Source organism: Arthrobacter sp. zg-Y1219, from assembly GCF_030125545.1.
In the GTDB taxonomy this organism is placed as follows: Bacteria; Actinomycetota; Actinomycetes; order Actinomycetales; family Micrococcaceae; genus Arthrobacter_B.
Genome location: NZ_JASKLY010000019.1, coordinates 138,683 through 156,072, shown reverse-complemented (window position 1 = coordinate 156,072; position 17,390 = coordinate 138,683). Strand labels below are relative to the sequence as shown.

General features: G+C 65.0%; 13 protein-coding genes, 1 tRNA gene, 1 rRNA gene and 2 pseudogenes. 6 read left to right on the top strand and 11 right to left on the bottom strand.

Going from position 1 to position 17,390, the window contains the following annotated elements:
* The first annotated feature begins 272 nt into the window (after positions 1 to 272).
* The 3 genes from rrf (at position 273) to QNO00_RS15070 (ending at position 1,530) form a co-directional block, all read left to right on the top strand.
* A 5S ribosomal RNA gene (gene rrf, locus QNO00_RS15080) occupies positions 273 to 389 on the top strand.
* 454 nt (positions 390 to 843) lie between these two features.
* On the top strand, positions 844 to 1,017 hold the full coding sequence (locus QNO00_RS15075) for a TMEM175 family protein (RefSeq protein ID WP_284025085.1): 174 nt from the start codon (positions 844 to 846) through the stop codon (positions 1,015 to 1,017).
* Between the two features lie 428 nt (positions 1,018 to 1,445).
* Positions 1,446 to 1,530, top strand: a tRNA-Ser gene (locus QNO00_RS15070).
* A gap of 564 nt (positions 1,531 to 2,094) precedes the next feature.
* On the opposite strand, the gene QNO00_RS15065 is transcribed toward QNO00_RS15070, so the two are convergent.
* Both QNO00_RS15065 and QNO00_RS15060 read right to left on the bottom strand, forming a co-directional pair.
* Positions 2,095 to 3,159: a phosphatase PAP2 family protein gene (locus QNO00_RS15065; protein WP_284025084.1), complete on the bottom strand. Its 1,065-nt coding sequence runs from the start codon at positions 3,157 to 3,159 to the stop codon at positions 2,095 to 2,097.
* Positions 3,160 to 3,344: 185 nt separating this feature from the next.
* Entirely contained in the window at positions 3,345 to 4,031 is a 687-nt protein-coding gene (locus QNO00_RS15060) for a DsbA family protein (protein ID WP_284025083.1), read from the bottom strand.
* Positions 4,032 to 4,232: 201 nt separating this feature from the next.
* On the opposite strand from QNO00_RS15060, the gene QNO00_RS15055 reads away from it, so the two are divergent.
* Positions 4,233 to 5,126: a LysR family transcriptional regulator gene (locus tag QNO00_RS15055; RefSeq protein ID WP_284025082.1), complete on the top strand. Its 894-nt coding sequence runs from the start codon at positions 4,233 to 4,235 to the stop codon at positions 5,124 to 5,126.
* Positions 5,127 to 5,128: 2 nt separating this feature from the next.
* On the opposite strand, the gene QNO00_RS15050 is transcribed toward QNO00_RS15055, so the two are convergent.
* From QNO00_RS15050 to QNO00_RS15025, 6 genes are all read right to left on the bottom strand, one after another.
* On the bottom strand, positions 5,129 to 5,728 hold the full coding sequence (locus QNO00_RS15050; RefSeq protein ID WP_284025081.1) for a GNAT family N-acetyltransferase: 600 nt from the start codon (positions 5,726 to 5,728) through the stop codon (positions 5,129 to 5,131).
* Positions 5,729 to 5,755: 27 nt separating this feature from the next.
* On the bottom strand, positions 5,756 to 6,511 hold the full coding sequence (locus QNO00_RS15045; protein WP_284025080.1) for a VOC family protein: 756 nt from the start codon (positions 6,509 to 6,511) through the stop codon (positions 5,756 to 5,758).
* A gap of 299 nt (positions 6,512 to 6,810) precedes the next feature.
* Positions 6,811 to 7,716, bottom strand: coding sequence for an oxygenase MpaB family protein (locus QNO00_RS15040; protein WP_284025079.1), 906 nt, complete (start codon positions 7,714 to 7,716; stop codon positions 6,811 to 6,813).
* A gap of 58 nt (positions 7,717 to 7,774) precedes the next feature.
* The gene (locus tag QNO00_RS15035) at positions 7,775 to 11,125 is read right to left on the bottom strand and encodes an ATP-binding protein (RefSeq protein ID WP_284025078.1); all 3,351 of its coding nucleotides are present in this window, start codon (positions 11,123 to 11,125) and stop codon (positions 7,775 to 7,777) included.
* Positions 11,122 to 11,880 (bottom strand): DUF4194 domain-containing protein, encoded by a 759-nt coding sequence (locus QNO00_RS15030; protein WP_284025077.1) that lies wholly within the window; start codon positions 11,878 to 11,880, stop codon positions 11,122 to 11,124. Before QNO00_RS15030 ends, QNO00_RS15035 begins: the two co-directional genes overlap by 4 nt.
* Positions 11,873 to 13,375: a DUF3375 family protein gene (locus tag QNO00_RS15025; protein ID WP_284025076.1), complete on the bottom strand. Its 1,503-nt coding sequence runs from the start codon at positions 13,373 to 13,375 to the stop codon at positions 11,873 to 11,875. Before QNO00_RS15025 ends, QNO00_RS15030 begins: the two co-directional genes overlap by 8 nt.
* A 931-nt stretch (positions 13,376 to 14,306) precedes the next feature.
* On the opposite strand from QNO00_RS15025, the gene QNO00_RS15020 reads away from it, so the two are divergent.
* Both QNO00_RS15020 and QNO00_RS15015 read left to right on the top strand, forming a co-directional pair.
* The gene (locus QNO00_RS15020; protein WP_284025075.1) at positions 14,307 to 14,777 is read left to right on the top strand and encodes a hypothetical protein; all 471 of its coding nucleotides are present in this window, start codon (positions 14,307 to 14,309) and stop codon (positions 14,775 to 14,777) included.
* Positions 14,770 to 15,261: a hypothetical protein gene (locus QNO00_RS15015; RefSeq protein ID WP_284025074.1), complete on the top strand. Its 492-nt coding sequence runs from the start codon at positions 14,770 to 14,772 to the stop codon at positions 15,259 to 15,261. Before QNO00_RS15020 ends, QNO00_RS15015 begins: the two co-directional genes overlap by 8 nt.
* Before the next feature lie 193 nt (positions 15,262 to 15,454).
* On the opposite strand, the pseudogene QNO00_RS15010 reads toward QNO00_RS15015, so the two are convergent.
* From QNO00_RS15010 to QNO00_RS15000, 3 genes and pseudogenes are all read right to left on the bottom strand, one after another.
* A pseudogene (locus QNO00_RS15010) lies at positions 15,455 to 16,151 on the bottom strand (SCO1664 family protein).
* A pseudogene (locus QNO00_RS15005) lies at positions 16,151 to 16,555 on the bottom strand (DUF3090 family protein); the annotation flags it as partial. The pseudogenes QNO00_RS15005 and QNO00_RS15010, both read right to left, overlap by 1 nt.
* A 99-nt stretch (positions 16,556 to 16,654) precedes the next feature.
* Positions 16,655 to 17,014 (bottom strand): universal stress protein, encoded by a 360-nt coding sequence (locus QNO00_RS15000; RefSeq protein ID WP_284025073.1) that lies wholly within the window; start codon positions 17,012 to 17,014, stop codon positions 16,655 to 16,657.
* Between the last annotated feature and the right edge of the window lie 376 nt (positions 17,015 to 17,390).

The following is a 17,390-nucleotide window of genomic DNA, read 5'->3' as shown; positions in this document are numbered from 1 at the left end:
TCTGGGAGAACACGACTTCAAACGGTTCTCCAAAGTATAAAGGGTTGTGTTGATCATGCTGCTTGCGTCCACTATGTGGTTCCCGGATAACAAACCCGTGAGGTTTGTCACCCGTGGAACCGGCACCGCCACACCCTTCATACGGGGTGGGTGCCGTATAATTACAGTTATAACTTCGCTATTGCAACACGTCGTTTTTGATGGTGTGTTGTGTTGTGACCATTGATTTCCCCTCATCCAGGTTTGTTTATGGGTGGTGCGGGTGGAAGGGTTACGGCGGTCATAGCGTGGGGGAAACGCCCGGTCCCATTCCGAACCCGGAAGCTAAGACCCACAGCGCCGATGGTACTGCATCCGGGAGGATGTGGGAGAGTAGGTCACCGCCGGACAATATTTACGGTTGAAAGACACCGGTTGTTCAGAGAGTAAGGCCCCGCCCTTGGCGGGGCCTTACTTGTTTAAGCCCTACTTGTTTAACCTGTGTGTTCCAGCCCCGCCGGCACCCTCCCGGGCCCTGGTTCTCTTTGTGCCGGGATGGCAGAAACTGCACGTCCCGGCCCCGGGAACAGCACTTACAGCCATCTCGCGAGAGATTGAGCACGTTCGCGCACCGAACTGGCAGTAAGTGCCCGTCTGGAGGCTGGGAAGAGCACTTACTGCCATCTCGCGGGGAGGGGAGGCCGTTGAACTAGTGACGCCCGGCGTGCAGTCCATCACGCTGGACTGTGTGTCCCGCATGAGCATGAACCAGGCCTTCGCTCAACGGGTTAACTCCGGGCCGGACGTTGAGTGCACCGCATTCTTCAGTGATGCGGTCTTTGCCATTGCCATGACCTGCTGGCGGTGGACATCAAGGTTCCGCAGGTGCGGGGCGATGACCTGGGCCCCGCCGTCGTCGAGCAGCTTCCGGAATCCGCAGCCTACCTGCTGTCCTTTGTGGTGACGGTGCCTACTGGCTCAGCCATCACCGCCTGTTCCGGCTGCTGTCCGGCTTTACCGTGGGCCTCCAGCGGCTGAACCTGACACTGCTCCTGTTTGTCGCTCTGATCGGCTATGCCGCGGACATGATTGCCTTCTACGGTGATCGGGTGCTCGGTGTCGTCACCTGCGCCGCGATATGGGGGCTCATCGGGGTAGCCAATACGTCAATGTGGATCTGTGCCGGCTACCGGGGTTCCAGGACGACGTCCAACCCCAACTTCTGGCGTATGCCCGGACCCGCGTGGCGGTGGCCCCTGCAGTGTTCCTGCTATCCGTTCCGATAGCCTTTCTGAGCCCGGCTGCCGCCACCTACTTCCGGCCGCCATCGTCGTGGTTAATCTGGTGTTTCGGCTGCTGGGCAGGAGGGCTGCTGCTGCCTGGCGAAACGAACCCCCAATCTCCCGATTCGTTGGATTAGCCCTGCATCGGGTAGTCTTATATCTGCTTCTTACGGAGCAATGCCTGGAGGATTCGCCTAGCGGCCTATGGCGCACGCCTGGAACGCGTGTTGGGTTAACGCCCTCGGGGGTTCAAATCCCCCATCCTCCGCAATAGGGAAACACCCCGGTCTTCGGACCGGGGTGTTTCTCTTTGTCTGCGGCAACTGGCGGGCGGGGGCTGCTCTTGGCCGGTACGGATCTGCGCCGGCTACGAAACCGCACGCCCTACTTGCAGCACTAATAGACACCGGACTCATAAGCGTCCGGGTGGAACAGCATGGCCAGGTACGAGGCGCCGCCCACATCGCCGCAGCAGGTCTGCCTCGACAACTGGGCCAAGTCCTCGTAGACCGCCCTCTTCGCGCCTTCCAGCCCTGGTTGACGACGCCCAGCAGTGCAAGGAAGTCCTCCGGGGTGTTCAAGGCGGGTTCGTCCCAGAAGGCCGCATAGTCTTCTTCACTGATCTCTGCGGGCACGGGTCCGACGCTGCGGACAGGCAAGTACGAGACGTCCGACGACGAAGCCCGCGGTCCGCGAGTCGGCGGCGGCCCGGCGGGTGGCGGTGTAGACGGCCACCCTGTAGCCGGCGACCAGGGCGATGACCGCAAAGATGCTCAGGAGGGTTACCAGAGCCGGCTTGAGCGGGATGCTCCGGCGGCCCCCGGGAGGCAGCCTACCGCAGGGTCGAGGCAAGCTCCGGCTCGACGTCGGGCACTGCAACCTTCTCCGCAGACCCGACTCCCACAGCCTTGGCGGCCAGCCACACCGACACGGCGCCGAGGGCCAGCCCGGCGACCACGTCCAAAACGTAGTGCCAGCCGAAGTAGACCGTGGCCAGCGTGGTCAGGACAACGTAGACCCACATGATCCAGCGGGCCGCCCTGGGCAGGTGGGTCAGGTGCGCCACCAGTGCCGCCGTAAAGACGATCGAGGTGTGCAGGGAAGCGAAGGCCGCGATGCCGTGGACGGAGTCCGTGGCGAACGGATCGGCCAGCACCTCGAGCCGGTTCTCGTACAGGGTGTCCTGCAGGCCCGAGACGGCGGTTTCGGGCAGGTCGCTGAACGGCGCGGCGTCGTGGTAGATCGGCCCCAGGGACGGCAGGGCGTAGTAGCTGAAGGTACCCAGAATCCAGTTAAAGGACAGGGCGGTGGCGTACCAGGCGCCGCGCTGCAGGTTATCGGACCACACCAGCGCTGCGGCGAGGGAGACGGGAACGAAGACCATGAAAAGCATGTAGACGCCGGAGAGCAACTCCGCGCTGAAGCCGGTGCCCAGCAGGCTCTGCAGGACATCAGCGGGGTAGCTGCCGCCGGCCAGCCATTTGTCCGAGTCCTCCAGCAAGGCGTCCGTCAGGTGCTGCTGCAGGAAAGGCAGGAAGCTTTTGAGGTTCCGGTAGGACATGTAGGCGAGGTAGAACGTGATCAGTCCCGCCACTGCCACGGCCAGCCGGGGGGCGGACCACCGCGTCCGCAGCACATCGGACGCGGCGGCTCTCATCCCTCCCAGCTCACGTCGCCGGGCCAGGACGCGGGGTACGACGTCGGCGGCGATCATCAGCAGCACCATCAGCGGCAGCCGCACATAGCTGGGACCCAGGAAGCCTTCGGGGTCCCGCACGGGCAGGTCCGCCACGAAGGCAACAATGAGCATGAGGACGGTAAACGCCACGGAAATGAGGAGCGGAACCCCAAAGAGGCGGCGCCAGGCGGGACGGGCGAGCCCGGCTTCGATAGTCATTCACCCTTTTTATCCCAAGATCTCCGCAGCGCCCGCACCGAAGACACCAATGGTCAGTATGCTTTCCATCACACCTTGCTGCGGCGGACTTCGCCGGCTTTTCAGCCGGGCCAGCGGGCGGCGCCGGAGGATTTGCAGAGCGGCCCACATCCTGCAGCATGGACCTGCGAAAAGGTACTGGGAGCCTAGTTGTTCAGGGCCTTGTCCAGCTGTTCCTGGATGGCGCTGTAGTCCACGGAATCCAGTGCGAGGACCTGGTTGTCGAGCACCAGTGACGGAGTACCCGGCAGCTGGAGGTCCTGGGAATCCTGCAGGTCCCTGGCCACCCGGTCCTTGATCGCGTCGGAGTTGTAGTCGGCGCGGAACTTCTCCGTGTCCAGGCCCAGGTCCCCGGCGTAGGAGACGAAGAGGTCCTCCACATCCGTCTGGTTCTTCCACTCCTCCTGATGCTCGAATACGGCCGCGGCCATCTCTTCCAGCGCATCCTGTTCAGCCGCTGCCTCCACCGCCCGGGCCGAGGTCTCGGCATTCTGGTGCTTGGGGAGCGGGTAGTTGCGGACGAGGATGCGGACCTGGTCCCCGTAATCATTCTTGGCCTGCTGGATCAGGGGATCCATCATGGCGCAGTACGGACACTGGTAGTCGGTGAACAGAACCAGTGTCGCCTGCGGATCCGCGGGATCGGTGATGGCCCTGGCGTCCGCTGGAGCCACCTGATCCACGCGGTCGGTCGGGAGAGCGGTTGCTGCCGGTGCGCTGGCTGTTGTTTCCGGTGAGGCGGTCCCTTCCGTGGGTTCCGGACCCGCACAGGAGACCACGCTGCCGGTGGCCAGCAGCCCGGACATAACCAGGGCGAGGATGCTCTTGCGCATAGTTCCTTCCGGTGAAGTGTCAGGGTTCGCGGTTCGGCGCGCTCTGCAGGCCTTCAACGGCGATGTCCGCCCGTGTGGCGATGGTTGCCAGGGGTCGATGTCCGCCCGTGAGGCCCAGGCTGCGCCCACTATTTTCGATGCTCCCACCGGATCCGACCGTCCGGTAGCCTGCAATCCGGCATGGGTTTATATGCTTTTGATATGGCTCATGCGTGGCCGAACCTTCAGGTGCTGGAACTGTTCGTTGCCGTGGTGGACGAGGGCAGCGTGGCTTCCGGGGCGCGGAAACTGGGCATGGCCCAGTCCAATGCGAGCCGGTCTATTGCGGAATTGGAAGCGGATCTGAAGACTCCCCTGCTTGAACGCAGCCCGCGCGGTTCGGCACCCACTGCAATGGGACTCCTGCTGGCGGACTCGGCCCGAGAACTGTTGGAGGCTGCGCGGCGCTTCAACAGTGTGGTGCGTACCGGCCGAAGCGGCGAGACGATGGAACTGAGTGTGGGTGCCAGCCTCACCATCGCGGACATGCTGTTGCCGGCCTGGCTTGCCGAACTGAAGCGTCGGCTGCCGCATGCCCGTATTGACGTGCGGGTGGAGAACTCGGCGGCTGTCATCGAGGAGGTGCAGCGGGGCACCCTCCAGCTGGGGTTTGTGGAGACTCCGAATCTGCCGGTTCGAGTGAATGCCCTGGTGGTCCGTGAGGACGAACTGGTGGTGGTTGTTGATCCGAACCACGAATGGGCCAACCGGACCCGGATCAGTTTGCAGGAACTGGCGGAAATCCCACTGGTGGTTCGGGAACCCGGGTCTGGTACCCGCGAGGCGCTGCAGGAAGTGCTTGCCGGGTACGACGTCGTCGAGCCGGCCCAGGTGCTCAGCAGCAATACTGCGGTGCGGGTTGCTGTCGCTGCCGGAGCCGGTCCTGCTGTGTTGAGTGAGCTGGTGGTGCGCGACCAGCTTGCCAGCGGTGAGCTGCTTCGGGTCCCCTTCGAAGGAGAGGGAATCAGCCGACCCCTGACTGCCATTTGGTCCGGTCCGCGGCGGTTGACCGGAGTCGCGGCCGAGCTGGTGGCGGTGGCTGCCGGACGGGCGTAGGTTCAATCCGGGGTCAGCCGCAGGGCCGGTCTAACGGTCTTACGCATCACTGTCTTGCTCTTGCCGATGTGGCGCTCGAACGTGAATCCCGCCTTCTCGAACATGGCCCGAGTGCCGTTATGAAGGAACGAGGATGATGTTCTCTTGCCGGGGGTGAGTTCGTTGGGGAATGAGATCACCTCACCTCCGCCTGCCTGTGCGATCAGCTCGAGCGCGCCGTCCAGTGCCTCCCGTGCCACACCGGAACGTCGATGGTCGCGGTCGACGAAGAAGCAGGTGATCCGCCACTGCGCTGGCTGGGTCTCGCCGGCGTCGTACTCCTTGCGGTGGTAGATCCCCGGCAGCTCGAGCGGGCTGCCGTACTGGCACCATGCGACTGCCTCGTCGCCGTCGAAGACGAGTGCGGCGTGTGCTGCGCCTTCCGCCACGAGTCGCTGCTTGAAGGTCGGCCCGTCGTACTCGCTTTTGACGGTTCCCTCCGTGTCGCCGTGGAAATACGAGCAGTAGCACCCGCCCCAGACCCCGTTGTGTTTCTGCGCGAGTGCAAGCCATGCCGGAAAGGTCTCCGGAGTAAGCGGTTTGATCACGTGCGGCATCGCCATGTCCGTCCTGTTGCGAGTTCGAGAAGGTCAAGATTCAGCCTCCGCCGCAGGCATCTCGGCGACGCACAGGACCGCAGTGTTGCCGTCCTGGTCGGCAATCACCGTGAGCGACGGCGAACCGGTGTCATCCACGACGGTTCCCCCTGCGGCGACGGCGGCGTTAATTCGTTGCCCGGCCACCTCGGGCGCCACGTAGACCTCGACGTGGAACCGCTGACTCTCGTGCTCGTTGGCGTCGCCGAACCACAGGTTTGGTACCCGCCCCGTGGCGTCCCGGATCTCGTCGCTGGGCGACCCGTAGCCCTGGGCGTCTGCGTTGCCTGTCAGCAGGGCTGCCCACACCGGGGCGATCGTCGCGGAGTTTGCGGTGTCGAGGCCGAGTTCGAGGACGCTGACCGAGGCCGGTTCGGCGTCGATCCGGTGGTCGGCGGCGATCCCGGTGATCAGTCTGGCCAGATCGATATCCTGCCGGGTGACCCATTCGACGATGTGTTCGGTGCCTTCGCCGTCGCGGTAGACAGCGTCAGAGCTGACCACTTTGAGGTCGACGTACCCCTTGCCGATCGACACGCTCGGGTAGTGTCCAAGCGCATCGCCTGCCTCACCTACCGCGGTCACGAACCGTGCACCTGTGCCGAAGTCATCGACCAGATAGCGGGCGTGCAGTCCTTGGGCCAACTTGCGCCAATCGGTCAGCCCGGCCTCGGTGATCGCCTCACCCGACAGCATGTCTCTGTTCCGTGATCTGATGCGTGATTCAGCTGCAGCGTTTGAGCTCGTCATTTCTGAGTGCCTCCTGTGCGTGTGCGAACAGTAAAACCGACGTTGAATGCATCTACAAGGAAAATCAGCCTTCGGTGTATTGGCGAAGGTCGCGGTTGACCTCTTATTGCGAAGGTGCGAGCACGACGACGGAGGTCGCTGAGGTGTTTGGCGGCGCAGGCTCTGCTGCGGACCGAGCTGATCACCTTGGGCGGCACGGACGGGGGCCTGCTTAGAACACCGATGGCCGGCCCACGGACGACCGGAACTCCGACGGCCTGCAGGCCCACCGCCGGGCAATTCTGACCGCGCGGCAGACCCTACTGTGCGGCGGAAAGACGCCTGATCCGCTCGCGGGCGGACCGCTCGCTCGGTCCCTGCGGGCCCAGTCCCAGCCGGATCACGCCCAGCACTAGTTTCACCGGCAGCCCCACCGGCACCGGGAAGGGACCCAGCCGCGGCTCCTTCAAGCCCAGCATTTCCCGGTGCCGGGGTTCCAGCGACGCGACGGCGCCGGCGAACAGGACCCGGTAGCCGGCCAGCTGGGACCGCGGCAGCGGCGGCCGGCGCAGGAAGCCCACCGCCTCCCGGACATAGTCGCTGTGCCGCAGTTCGCCGTCGTACGCCGCCAGCTGTGCCCGCAGCTCGGCCTCGGACCGCGGCGGATTGCCGATGCGCATCAGTTCCCCGGCCACCGCCCATTCGGAGACGTAAGCGTCCGGGCCGCCGGGAATCGGGCCGCCGAAGCGCTGATGCGAGCTGAGGAACGCATCGGTGAAGGCCAGGTGCACCCAGCGCGCAATCTCCGGATCATTCGCCGAGTAGAGCCGTTCGACGCCGGCGGCGTCCTCGTAGGTGCCGTGGACCCGTTCGTGCAGCCGCAGCACCCAGTCGGAACCGGACTTCGCCGCAGCGGTATCCCCGTAGGTGACGGTGAAGATCCAGCGGATGGTGCCGGCCAGCCGGCCCAGCGGATCCTCCTTGTAGTCGGAGAAGTCGTGGACCCCGGCCATGGCGCCTGGATGCAGGGCCTGCAGCAGCAGGGCGCGGATGCCGGCGATGATCGGCGTCATCGACCCGTGCACCGCCCAGACGGCGGACTCCGGACCGTAGAACCCGGTGTCTTCACCCTTTGCCAGATCCAGTTCCCACTGCGGAATTTCGGCGGCGTTGTTGCTGAACGTGCCGATCAGCTGCCGGCGCCAGGTCTCCAGGATTCTTAACACTCCACCAGTGTCCTGTGCCGGGCGCCGGCGCGCCACCGCTTTCTCAGCGCAGCAATTCCTACCGCAGCAGGATGTTCACCGGCTGCGAGCCGGACCCGCGCCGCGTGTCCCGTTCCAGCACGCCGGAGCGGTTGGCGGCGTCGTCGCGCAGGATTTCGGTGACCGAGCCCAGGAAGCGGGAGAGGTCCACCTTGTCCTCGGGGGCGGCGAGCAGCAGCTGGAAGCCGAACTCGTGCAGCGCATTGATGGACGCCTCAGCAAAGGACAGCGACGACTTCACGAACGCCTCGTCCATCATCACCGTGCCGTAGGTGCTGAAACCCTGCGAGACGATGCCCAGCTGGTAGGCCAGGGCCGAGGCCATGATGAACGCGGTGAAGCGCTGGCCCTCGCCGCCGGACATCAGCGACGCCTGCAGGTTGGTGAACGCCTGCCCGTTGGCCAGGCGGTGCGTGCAGGTGATGGTCACGTGGGAGCGCACATCGAGGACCTCGGCCCGCCAGCGGCGTTCCTCCGGATCCTTCAGCCGGTCCACCAGCGCCTCCAGCGCCGAGTACCGGGCGTCCATGTCCGCCTTGTTCTGCCGCAGGCCCATCATCGGCAGCGCGTTCTTCAGTTCGGTGCGGAACTTGTGCGCGGCGTCGGGCACCGTGGTCTTGACCTCGATCTCGAGGTGGCTGTCCACGTGGTATTCCACCCGCTGCAGCACCGAGTTCAGCGGCAGCAGGCGCGAGGAGATGCCGCGCCGTTCCTCGTCGAGCAGGGCCAGCAGGTCGCTGAACCGCTCGTAGGTGCGGTTGTTGAAGTATTCCCGGAACTCGGTTTCGTGCTGCGGCAGGCCCTCGGAGACGATGCTCTCGAACCGCTCGGCATAGGCTCCGGCGGCGTCCGCCGAGGTGCCGAAGTCCGAGCCCCACTTGTCGGTGAACGTCTCGAAGGTCCGCTCGAGCCGGTTGCGGGTTTCCAGCAGCGTCTTTTCCAGCCGGGCGCCCTCGGTGAGCAGGGCGCGTTCCACCTCGGCGGCGGCCTCCTGCAGGCGGACGGCGTCGGTGATCTCGCCGAAGGGGGCGAACAATTCCTCCAGGGCGCTCTGCAGTCCGGCGTCCAGGGCGGCCAGGGCCTTGGCCGCCAGGGTGTCGCGGCGGCCGGTGGCTGCCGCGAGCTGTTCCCGGGTGCGGGCCAGATCGCCCTTGAGCACGCCGATCTTCTCGATCGCCGCTGTGGAGTCCAGCTCCGCGGTGTCCAGGTCGAAGCGGATCTGGTCCAGGTCCGTGTTGGCGTCCCGGGCGGCGTCGAGGGCGTCGGTGGCGGCGGCAACGGCGTCGCGCTGCGCGGAGGCGGACAGCTCCTCCCAGGAGCGGGTGTCGGCGGCCACGCGGCGGACGGCGGTGAGCCGGCTGACCAGTTCCGCCTGCTGCTGGGCCTGGGCCTGCGACCGGGTGTCGGCCTCCGCGAACCGGTCCCGCAGAGCCAGGAGGTCGTTGCCCAGCGCCGCGACGGTGTCCTTGTTGTCAAAGCCCAGGACGTTGTCCGAGGCCTTGGCATGCCGGTCATCCTTCTCCGTGGTGGAGGAGTTGCGCTTGACCGCGCCGCCGAGGCTCACGCCGCGGGAGAGCCCGGCGAGCTCATCGGGATCCTCCACGCAGACAAAGTCGTAGTGGGCGGTAATCTTGCGTGCCACCCAGCGGCCCATTTCGGAATCCTGGGTGATCAGCTTGGTGATCAGGTCCCGCGGCCCGGGTTCGGCCGGTCCGTCCACCGGAACGCTGACGTCGATGCAGCGCAGGAACCCGTTCAGGTTGGTCTCGGAGAGGTAGCGGGTGACCGCGCGCATGTGCTCGCCGGGCACCAGCAGCGCGGTGGCCAGGGAGCGCAGCGTGCGCTCCGCAGCCGGGCGCCACTGCTGCTGGTCCGGTTCCAGGTCGATCAGTTCCGCGGCGAAGGGCAGATCGGCCTCGTCCAGGCCGGTGGCAGCGCAGATCCGGGCGCGCTGGTCCAGGGACTCCTGCCGGATGTTCGAGGTCCGGCGCCGGAAGCTGCCGATGTCGTTTTCCAGCTTGGCGATGGCTCCCTTGAGCTGCCAGGCCTGGCCGTGCGCATCGCTGCTGCGCTCGCGGGCGGCCTCCACCTCCAGGGTCAGGGACTTCACCAGCTCGGCGGCGCGGCTGCGGGCCGTGACCAGCCCGGCGGGGGAGAAGTCCACCTCGATGCCGGCTGCGGCCAGTTCACCGCGTGCGGCTTCCTCCAGCGCGACGCGGGCGTTCAGCTGCACGACGGCGGCGGCCAGCTCGCGCTCGAGCGTCGCGATGGTGCCGCCGCCCTCCTCGCTGTACCGGGCGGCGAGGGCGTCGACCTTCTTCTTCAGGTCGTTCCGGCGGATTTCCGCGGCGGCCAGCTCCCGGGCTCCGGCTTCCTCCTGCGCGGTGAGCCGGGCGACGTCGCGCTCGTGGCTGGCCAGGGTCAGGCGCTGCCGGTAGGCGGGCAGCCCCTCCTTCGTGAGGGCGCGGTTGTGGCGCAGCTCGGCGTCGGTGGTGGTGTGGAGCCGGTGCAGCTCCGGCACGTCGGCGAGGTGGTCGCGCTGCTGGCGGGCGCGTTCAAGCTGCCGGCGGATGCTGCGCAGGTGGCTGAAGTCCTCCACCGCCTCATCGGCGGCGGCCAGCGTCTTGGGCGTGTCCAGCACATTGGTGCGGAAGAAGTCGTTGACGGTTCCGCCCAGGCCCTTGCCGGTCTGCAGGATGCGCAGCAGGCCGAAGGCCTTCTCGTCCTCCACACCCAGCGCGGTGCGGAAGCGCTCGGCGAACATCTTGTGCGAATCGAAGATGCCGGCGCCGGGCAGCAGCGTTTCGAGGCTGCCCTTGGTGAACCGGCCGCGCATTTCGGTTTCCAGCGTGCCGATGTCCAGCGGCCGGTTGTGCACGGCGTAAAAGCGGCCCACGTGGTGTTCGGTGCCGTTGGCGGGCAGGTCCATCAGCACGGAGAGCGAGGTGATCTGCCCCAGTCCGTTGTCGAAGGTCAGGCAGATCGCGGACCAGGTGGCGCCGGGCCGCTGGTAGGTGGTGCCGTCGCCGGCCGCGCCGCCGTCGTCGGGCCCTGTTCCGTTCCCGGACCCCTGGGTGCCCAGGCGGCCGCGCATGTAGGAGAACGCGGTGCGCTTTTCCTCGGCCAGGCCGCCGCCGTTGTTCTGCGCCGCCTCGTTCATTTTCGGCCGGGCGTCCATGACCTGGAGCATCGCGTCGAAGATGGTGGACTTGCCCACGCCGGAGTCGCCGGTGAGCAGGGTGCCGGCGCGGTCCACGTAGATGGTGTGCGCGCCGTCGAAGGTTCCCCAGTTCACGACCTGCACGGAGGAGAGCCGGTTCTGGCCGGGGTTGATCAGGTCGCCCATGGGAAGGGTGGTTTCAATGCTCACGCGATGTCCTCGCCGTCGTTGGCTGTGGCCGGTTCCGGCAGTTCGGGGTCGGGAAGTTCGCCGGAGGCGTCGGTCAGGGCCTGCATGAAGGTGACGATGTCGCCGATGTGTTCATAGGGCAGGGCCAGCGGCAGGGCACCGGAAATGACCCAGACGTGATCGACCTCGGTGGGCAGCAGCAGCCGGCGTTCCTGCACCAGTTTGCGGATGGCGGCGTCGGCCACGTCTTCGACGGATTTGGCGTCGCGCTGGCCGGGGTCGACGTAGCCCTCGATGATTTCCAGGATGTCGCTGCGGGCAATCACCGCGTCGTTGCCGGTGCCGGCGTGCCGGTCCAGCAGCAGGCGCATGCGCAGCAGCAGCAGCGTTTCCTCGCGGGTCATTTCGCGCTGGCGCTGCAGCACTGCGGTGTGCGGTTCGGGCATGTCCACCGGGCGCAGCAGGGCGACCTTGCGGTCCTCGTCGATGACCAGGGTCAGGAACAGTTCGCTGAGCCGGGTCCGCAGCTCGGCCTGGTTGTCCACCACGGTGTTGTAGACGTTGTCGGAGCTGGTCGCGTCCAGGTACGGGCCGCGCAGCAGCCGGATCAGGGCCTGGCGCAGCTTCAGCGGCAGGGTTCCGGTGTCGCCGGGGAACAGTTCGGGGCCGTCCACGAGGACGTTCCGGGCTGCGGGCGCTGCGTCGTAATCGCCGTCGGGAGAGGTGTTCTCTGCGGCATCGGTGGCGCTCGTGAATTCGAGGCTGGTTTCACTCATGGGTGGGGGCTTTCGCGACGGCGACGGCGGGCAGCAGCGCGGTGCGTTCGCTGCCGTCGATCTGGGTGAAGGTGATGGATTCGGGCGATGCGGCCAGTCCGGCGGCGGTGCGCTCCGCGGTGGATTCCGGGCCGAAGTCCGCGGAGCCGGCCGCCAGCGCCGCCGAGAGCAGGGCGCGGATGCTGTTCAGGTGCCGGTCCTCGGGTGCCAGTTCGGCGAAGATCTCGCCGACCGTTGCGCTGGCGCGGGATCCCGCGGCGCGGGTGACGGCGTCGCGCAGTGCCCGGCGGTTGGCCCGGGGCGTGCGGATGGAGCGGTGGATGTCGGCTTCGCTGAACGACGGCGGTGCCGGCAGCTTGGGCGGCGGGGCATGGTCGGCGGGGTTGAACAGGTGGACCATGCCCAGGGATTCGAAGGCCGCGCCGTGCAGCAGCGGTGCCGGGACGACGGCGGTGCGCCGCTTGCTGCGCGGTGCCTTGTGAATGGCGGTTTCCGCGGTGCGGATCAGCTGGCGCAGCTGGACCGATTCGCGGTACTCGTCGCTCTGCACGTAGGTGTGCATGGACTCCGAAAGCCGGCCGTAGATGCGGTGGATTTCGGTGGCCTGGCCGCGCATGTCGCTGATCAGCCGGTGCAGGCCCTGCCGGTCTTCGGAGCTCAGGTCCTCGGCGAAGTCCCGCTCCAGCACCTCCGCGATGGCGGCCCGGAAGCGGTCCTGCTGTTCGGCGTCGTTCAGGAAGGCGGTGAAGCCCTCATAGGTGCGGCCTTCGCTGGTGTTGCGCAGCTTGCGGTCCGCCTCCAGGATTTCGCCCATGGTCAGGCCCTTGGCGGCGTTGGATTCCACCATTTCCTGGCGCAGGGCGTGCAGCATCTTCTCCAGGCCGTCGCGCATCCGCTTGAAGTCCGCCGGCAGTGCCGCGGCCAGGTCCAGGATGTCCTGCGCCGCCTCGACGGCGGTCTCGCCGTCGACCGGGGCGGGGGCGTCGCCGGCCTCCAGGGCGCGGATCATCTCCTCGCGGCGGGCCACCTCCTCTTTAAGGACGGCGATGCGGGCTGCCGGGTCCGGATTGGTTTCGTGGGCCAGGTTTTCCACCCGGTCCAGCAGCGTCGCCAGCCGGGAGGAGTTCAGGCTGGTTTTGTCCGAGGTGAACCCGTCCAGATAGGAAAGGTAGCGGGCCGAGGATTCGGTCAGTTCGTAGACGAACCGGCCCTCGACGCGGGGGCGGGCCAGGAAGCGGCGGGCCACCCAGTCATCGGCGTAGTTCTTGCCGGTCCAGTCCTCGCGGAGGCTCACGCCGGAGATGCGCAGCTGGCGCAGGAATCCGTCGGCCATCTTGTGGAATTCCTCGAGCGGAATCCGCGGCCGGGTGCGGGTGAAGGCTTCCCGGAACAGGGCCAGCACCCAGGCGTTTGCGGTGGTGAGTTTCCAGCCCGGCGTGGCCTGGAGCCGCTGCAGTTCCGCCCAGTGGGCCACCGCGTTTTCGATAAAAGACATGCTGCGCTTTCCGGACCGGGACAGGACAAACGGGCCTCGTCGATTTTAGCCGTCGACGGCGGGGAACCCGGCATTTGCGCGTGCAGGGTGCCGCGCGGACGGGTTTTGCGGCAGGGACGGTGCAAAGGCAACTAGGGATGGGTGGCCAGACCTGGCTGAGCGGTGCAAGTCGCCGATGGTGCGGAAGTAACCCCGGGCCGGTGGATGGCGGGCGGAAGGGATCCTCCCGGTCGGCTCGTCCTTCAGGAAGGCGGTGAAAGCCCTCGTAGGTTCGGCCTTCGCTGGTGCTGCGCAGCCTTATGTCCGCTTTGAGGATTTCGCCCATGGTCAGGACCTTGGCGTTGGTCAGTTTCCAGCCGGGAGCCGCTTGGAGCCGCTGCAGTTCGGCCCAGCGGGCACCGGCGTTCTCGATAAAGGACATTCTGCGGTTTCCGCTCGAAGAGGAGAAACGGGCCTCCTCGATAGCCGGGTGGGGTGGGGCCTGGGTCGAGTCTCAGGCAACCGTGTCGAGTATTGGCGTTCTGGAGGTCTCACTCTGCAGCCCACGACATGGCACTAGTTCATACTGACGACTGTGAGCGGCACTCCTTGTTACTGAGTTGCAAGTAGGTTAGCGATCCTGCGGCTGTATATCTGACGGTCTAAACAAGTAGGGCCCCACCTACAGTGGAGCCCTACGGGTCAATATCGGAAGATTACCAGCCGGGTGGGCTCACTCTCGGGCAGTGGCGATCTCGATGAAGGACATTCTGCGTTCCCCCACTCGAGGAGAGGAAAAAGTGGAACTTGTCGTTTTTAGACCGAGCGGGGAAGCGCCTTGCTTGGATGGTTCAAGGTCCTTCGGGGACAAATATGGGCGCTATTAGTTGTCAGATGCGTTGCCTTCGATGCCTAAGAGCATCTGTATGGGGCTTTACTGTAAGTTGTGACTGTGGACAACCTGCTCGAGAGCTACCCAGAGACCATTATCGCATTAGTGTCAGTTGGCGTCGCTTTAGCCGCCTCTATATTTGGATATGCCGCCTCGCTATCCCATAGACGTAATGCTGAGCAGGAGGCCAAGCTCCGATTGCATGAGATCGAGTTCAGACAAACGGAGCTGAGGTATGAGCAAAGCCGTAAAGAAGCTAACGAATATAGAATCATCAAGAGTGTGTGGGAATCAAAGCGCGCCCTGGATGACCTTGAGAAGTGCATCGATGAGAATTCTCAGAATGAAGTCTCAAGCCGTATTGCTCAGCTACGAGAAATTCAAGAAGAACAATTGAAAATTCTTACAAATCATCTTGCTCATCCTGCAATGGGACATTCATTCTCGACTCTATCCGAGCTGCTGGATGACCGGCGCTCAGAGTTGCGCGATCTGTCTGAGTCGTCCGAGCGGGGTAGTCGAAATGACTGAAGATATAAGAACCGCTGCGGCTGGTATACCGAGGGTACAACCACCGAAAACCAAAACACCGCTCCGTGAAGGTCCCGTGAAAGCGCTCGAATCCGCACTTGAGACTGAAACTGGAGTGGATGGATTCCTGGACGGTGCTTCGTTTGCGCTAGTCGCATATTCGGATAAGGTAACCGAGAGAATCGGTACTGAAGCGATCAGAATCGCAGGACGACGTAGAGCTAGTGCGGTCGACAGTCCAGATGTTGCGGCTGCCGATGCGAAGCTATACCCTCCTTCCGATGGTAGGAATAGTCCCTGGAAGTGGGGCGTTTTGGGCATAGTTGCAGGAGCGGCATTGTCTTTACTTATCACAATTTTGGCGCCGAAAATCCCAGATGCTCACCAGGGCGTAGTGGTTACCCTAGGTGTCGTTGCAATTGTCGGCTGTTGTATCTGGGCAGGATTTTTGGTATTACCACGAAAGCAGAAGACTAATGATTAGCATCCTTGATCTGAAGTCGCATCAAAAGATGCTTTAAGCGACTTGCTTTCCGTCCCCTGGATTATGCACTCCTGGTCGTGTGACCATAGGTGGCCGTCCATAGGCTGACTCTAATTCGCCCGACCGACTCAGGTGCAGAGCGGAGCCATGCCATCAACGTGAACAGCCCTCGAAGCCCGTAGTCGCAATCCCCTTAGAACAGCGGCCACGGCCGCAGGCATCCCACCGCTCGGAGCCGGAAAATGCCCCGCCGAACGCAGCCGAACGCAGCGCGCGTCGAGCGAAGCAATTTCCTCGGCGGTGAGCAGCTTCGCCAGCTGCGAGCCCAGCTCACCCTCCAATTCTTCACGAACGCGGTCGATGCCCTCGAGTTCCTCGGCGCTCAACTCATCCCCGATCCAGCCCCACAGCACCGTCCGCAGCTTGTGGTCGCGGTGAAAGGTGAGCCCGTGGTCCACGCCGTACCGGTGCCTGTCGCCCATGGCCAGGACGTGGTCGTGAATGAGGGCGACAATCTGCCCGCTCTCGTCCTGACCCTGGAGGGCCTCTCTCCAGCCGGTGTCCGGCACCTCGTCCGCCGCCACCAGCTCCACCGCGGTCTGCTCCGGGTCCGTCTCCTGCCAGAGCTGGACCATGCCTTCACCGAACGGACCATCCCGCAGCCACGTGCGCGGCACGATGTTCCAGCCCAGCACCTCCGACACCAGGTAGGCGGCCACCTCGCGGTGGGCCAGACACCCGTCGGGAAAGTCCCACAGCGGCTGCTCGCCCGCGATCGGTTTGTACACGACGGCAGCGCCGCCGATGCTGCCCAGGAAGGTGGCGTTCGACGCCGTCGTGATCCGGCCGGTGAGCGTCAGCTCGGCGGCCACCAGGTCGGGCGCCGGCATCAGGACTCGGGGAAGGTGCAGGTGTGCCCGTCGGCGTCGATCGGCTGGCCGCAGATCACGCAGATCGGACGCCCGGCGCCCACGACCTCGCGCGTGCGCTTCGTGAAGGCCCGGGCAGTGCCGACCGGCATCCGCACCCGCAGCACTTCGGCGGGATCAGCGTCGTCCTCGTCCGCGAGGAAGCCGTCGTCGTCCGGATCCACCTCCTCGAGGGGGTAGGCCTCGATGACGATCTGCGCCGTCGTCGGGTCCCAGCCCAGGCTCATGCCGGTGCGGGAACTGTTCTGAACCGGCTCGAGATCGTCATTGTCCACGAGTTCGATGGGAGTGCTCGCGGGAACGTGGAAGGGGTTGCCCTCGACGGTGCGGAGCTGGTCGAGGATCTCGTCGATCTTCTCGGCGAGCTGGGTCAGGGAAGACACCCAGGCCGAATTGGTGTGGATCAGGGTATCGGGGAAATTGCCGCTTCGAAGGGCCGCCCCTGTGCCGCCCTCTTTCGGGGCTTAGAGGCGCCGGGCCTTGACCGAGATCACCGGGGCGTTGGCTTCGAGCAGGATCTGCTGCGCCGCGCTGCCGAGCAGGAACTTACCCACCGGGCTGCGGTGCTTGACGCCGATCACCACAGCGGAAGCATCGAATTCCTCAGCAGTGTCGAGGAAGTCCCCCACGGCGTCGCGGTTGCGGGGATCCGGCAAACGGTAGGTGACGGGCACGCCCTGGAGCTCGGCGCCTTCCGGGTCGAGCTGGGTGCCTTCCAGATTGAAAACGACCAGGTCTTCCTGGCGGCGCCGGGCTTCTTCAATGGAGGCGGTAAGTGCGGCCTCACCCTCGGGAGTGCTGGTGCGAGCAACGATGACGGTCATGAAGTCTCCAAGGTGGGTGGGGTGAAGAAGAACGATGGAAAGTTCATCCTGCGGGCGAATTTGTTCTTCAGGTTCTCCGCACTGAGCAGAAAAAGCAAAAACACGTGCAGTTTATTAAGAGCGGCAGCCAGGCCGATCCCGTCAATATGATGCGGATCACCTAGGCTCTTTGGGTGGTTAATACACCGTTGAGTACTGACCAGCTTTTATGTCCCTTCTCCCCCCACTAAGGACAGTTGATTTCGTGAGTTCTTCACCAGATCGAGCCGGGTCCGGCACACGCCGCAAGCATCCGATCTTTTTGGCCGCCTATGGCATCGTGGCTGTCGCCACGATCGGTTTGGCCAGCTTCTTTTCCATCCAGTCCGCTTCCGGC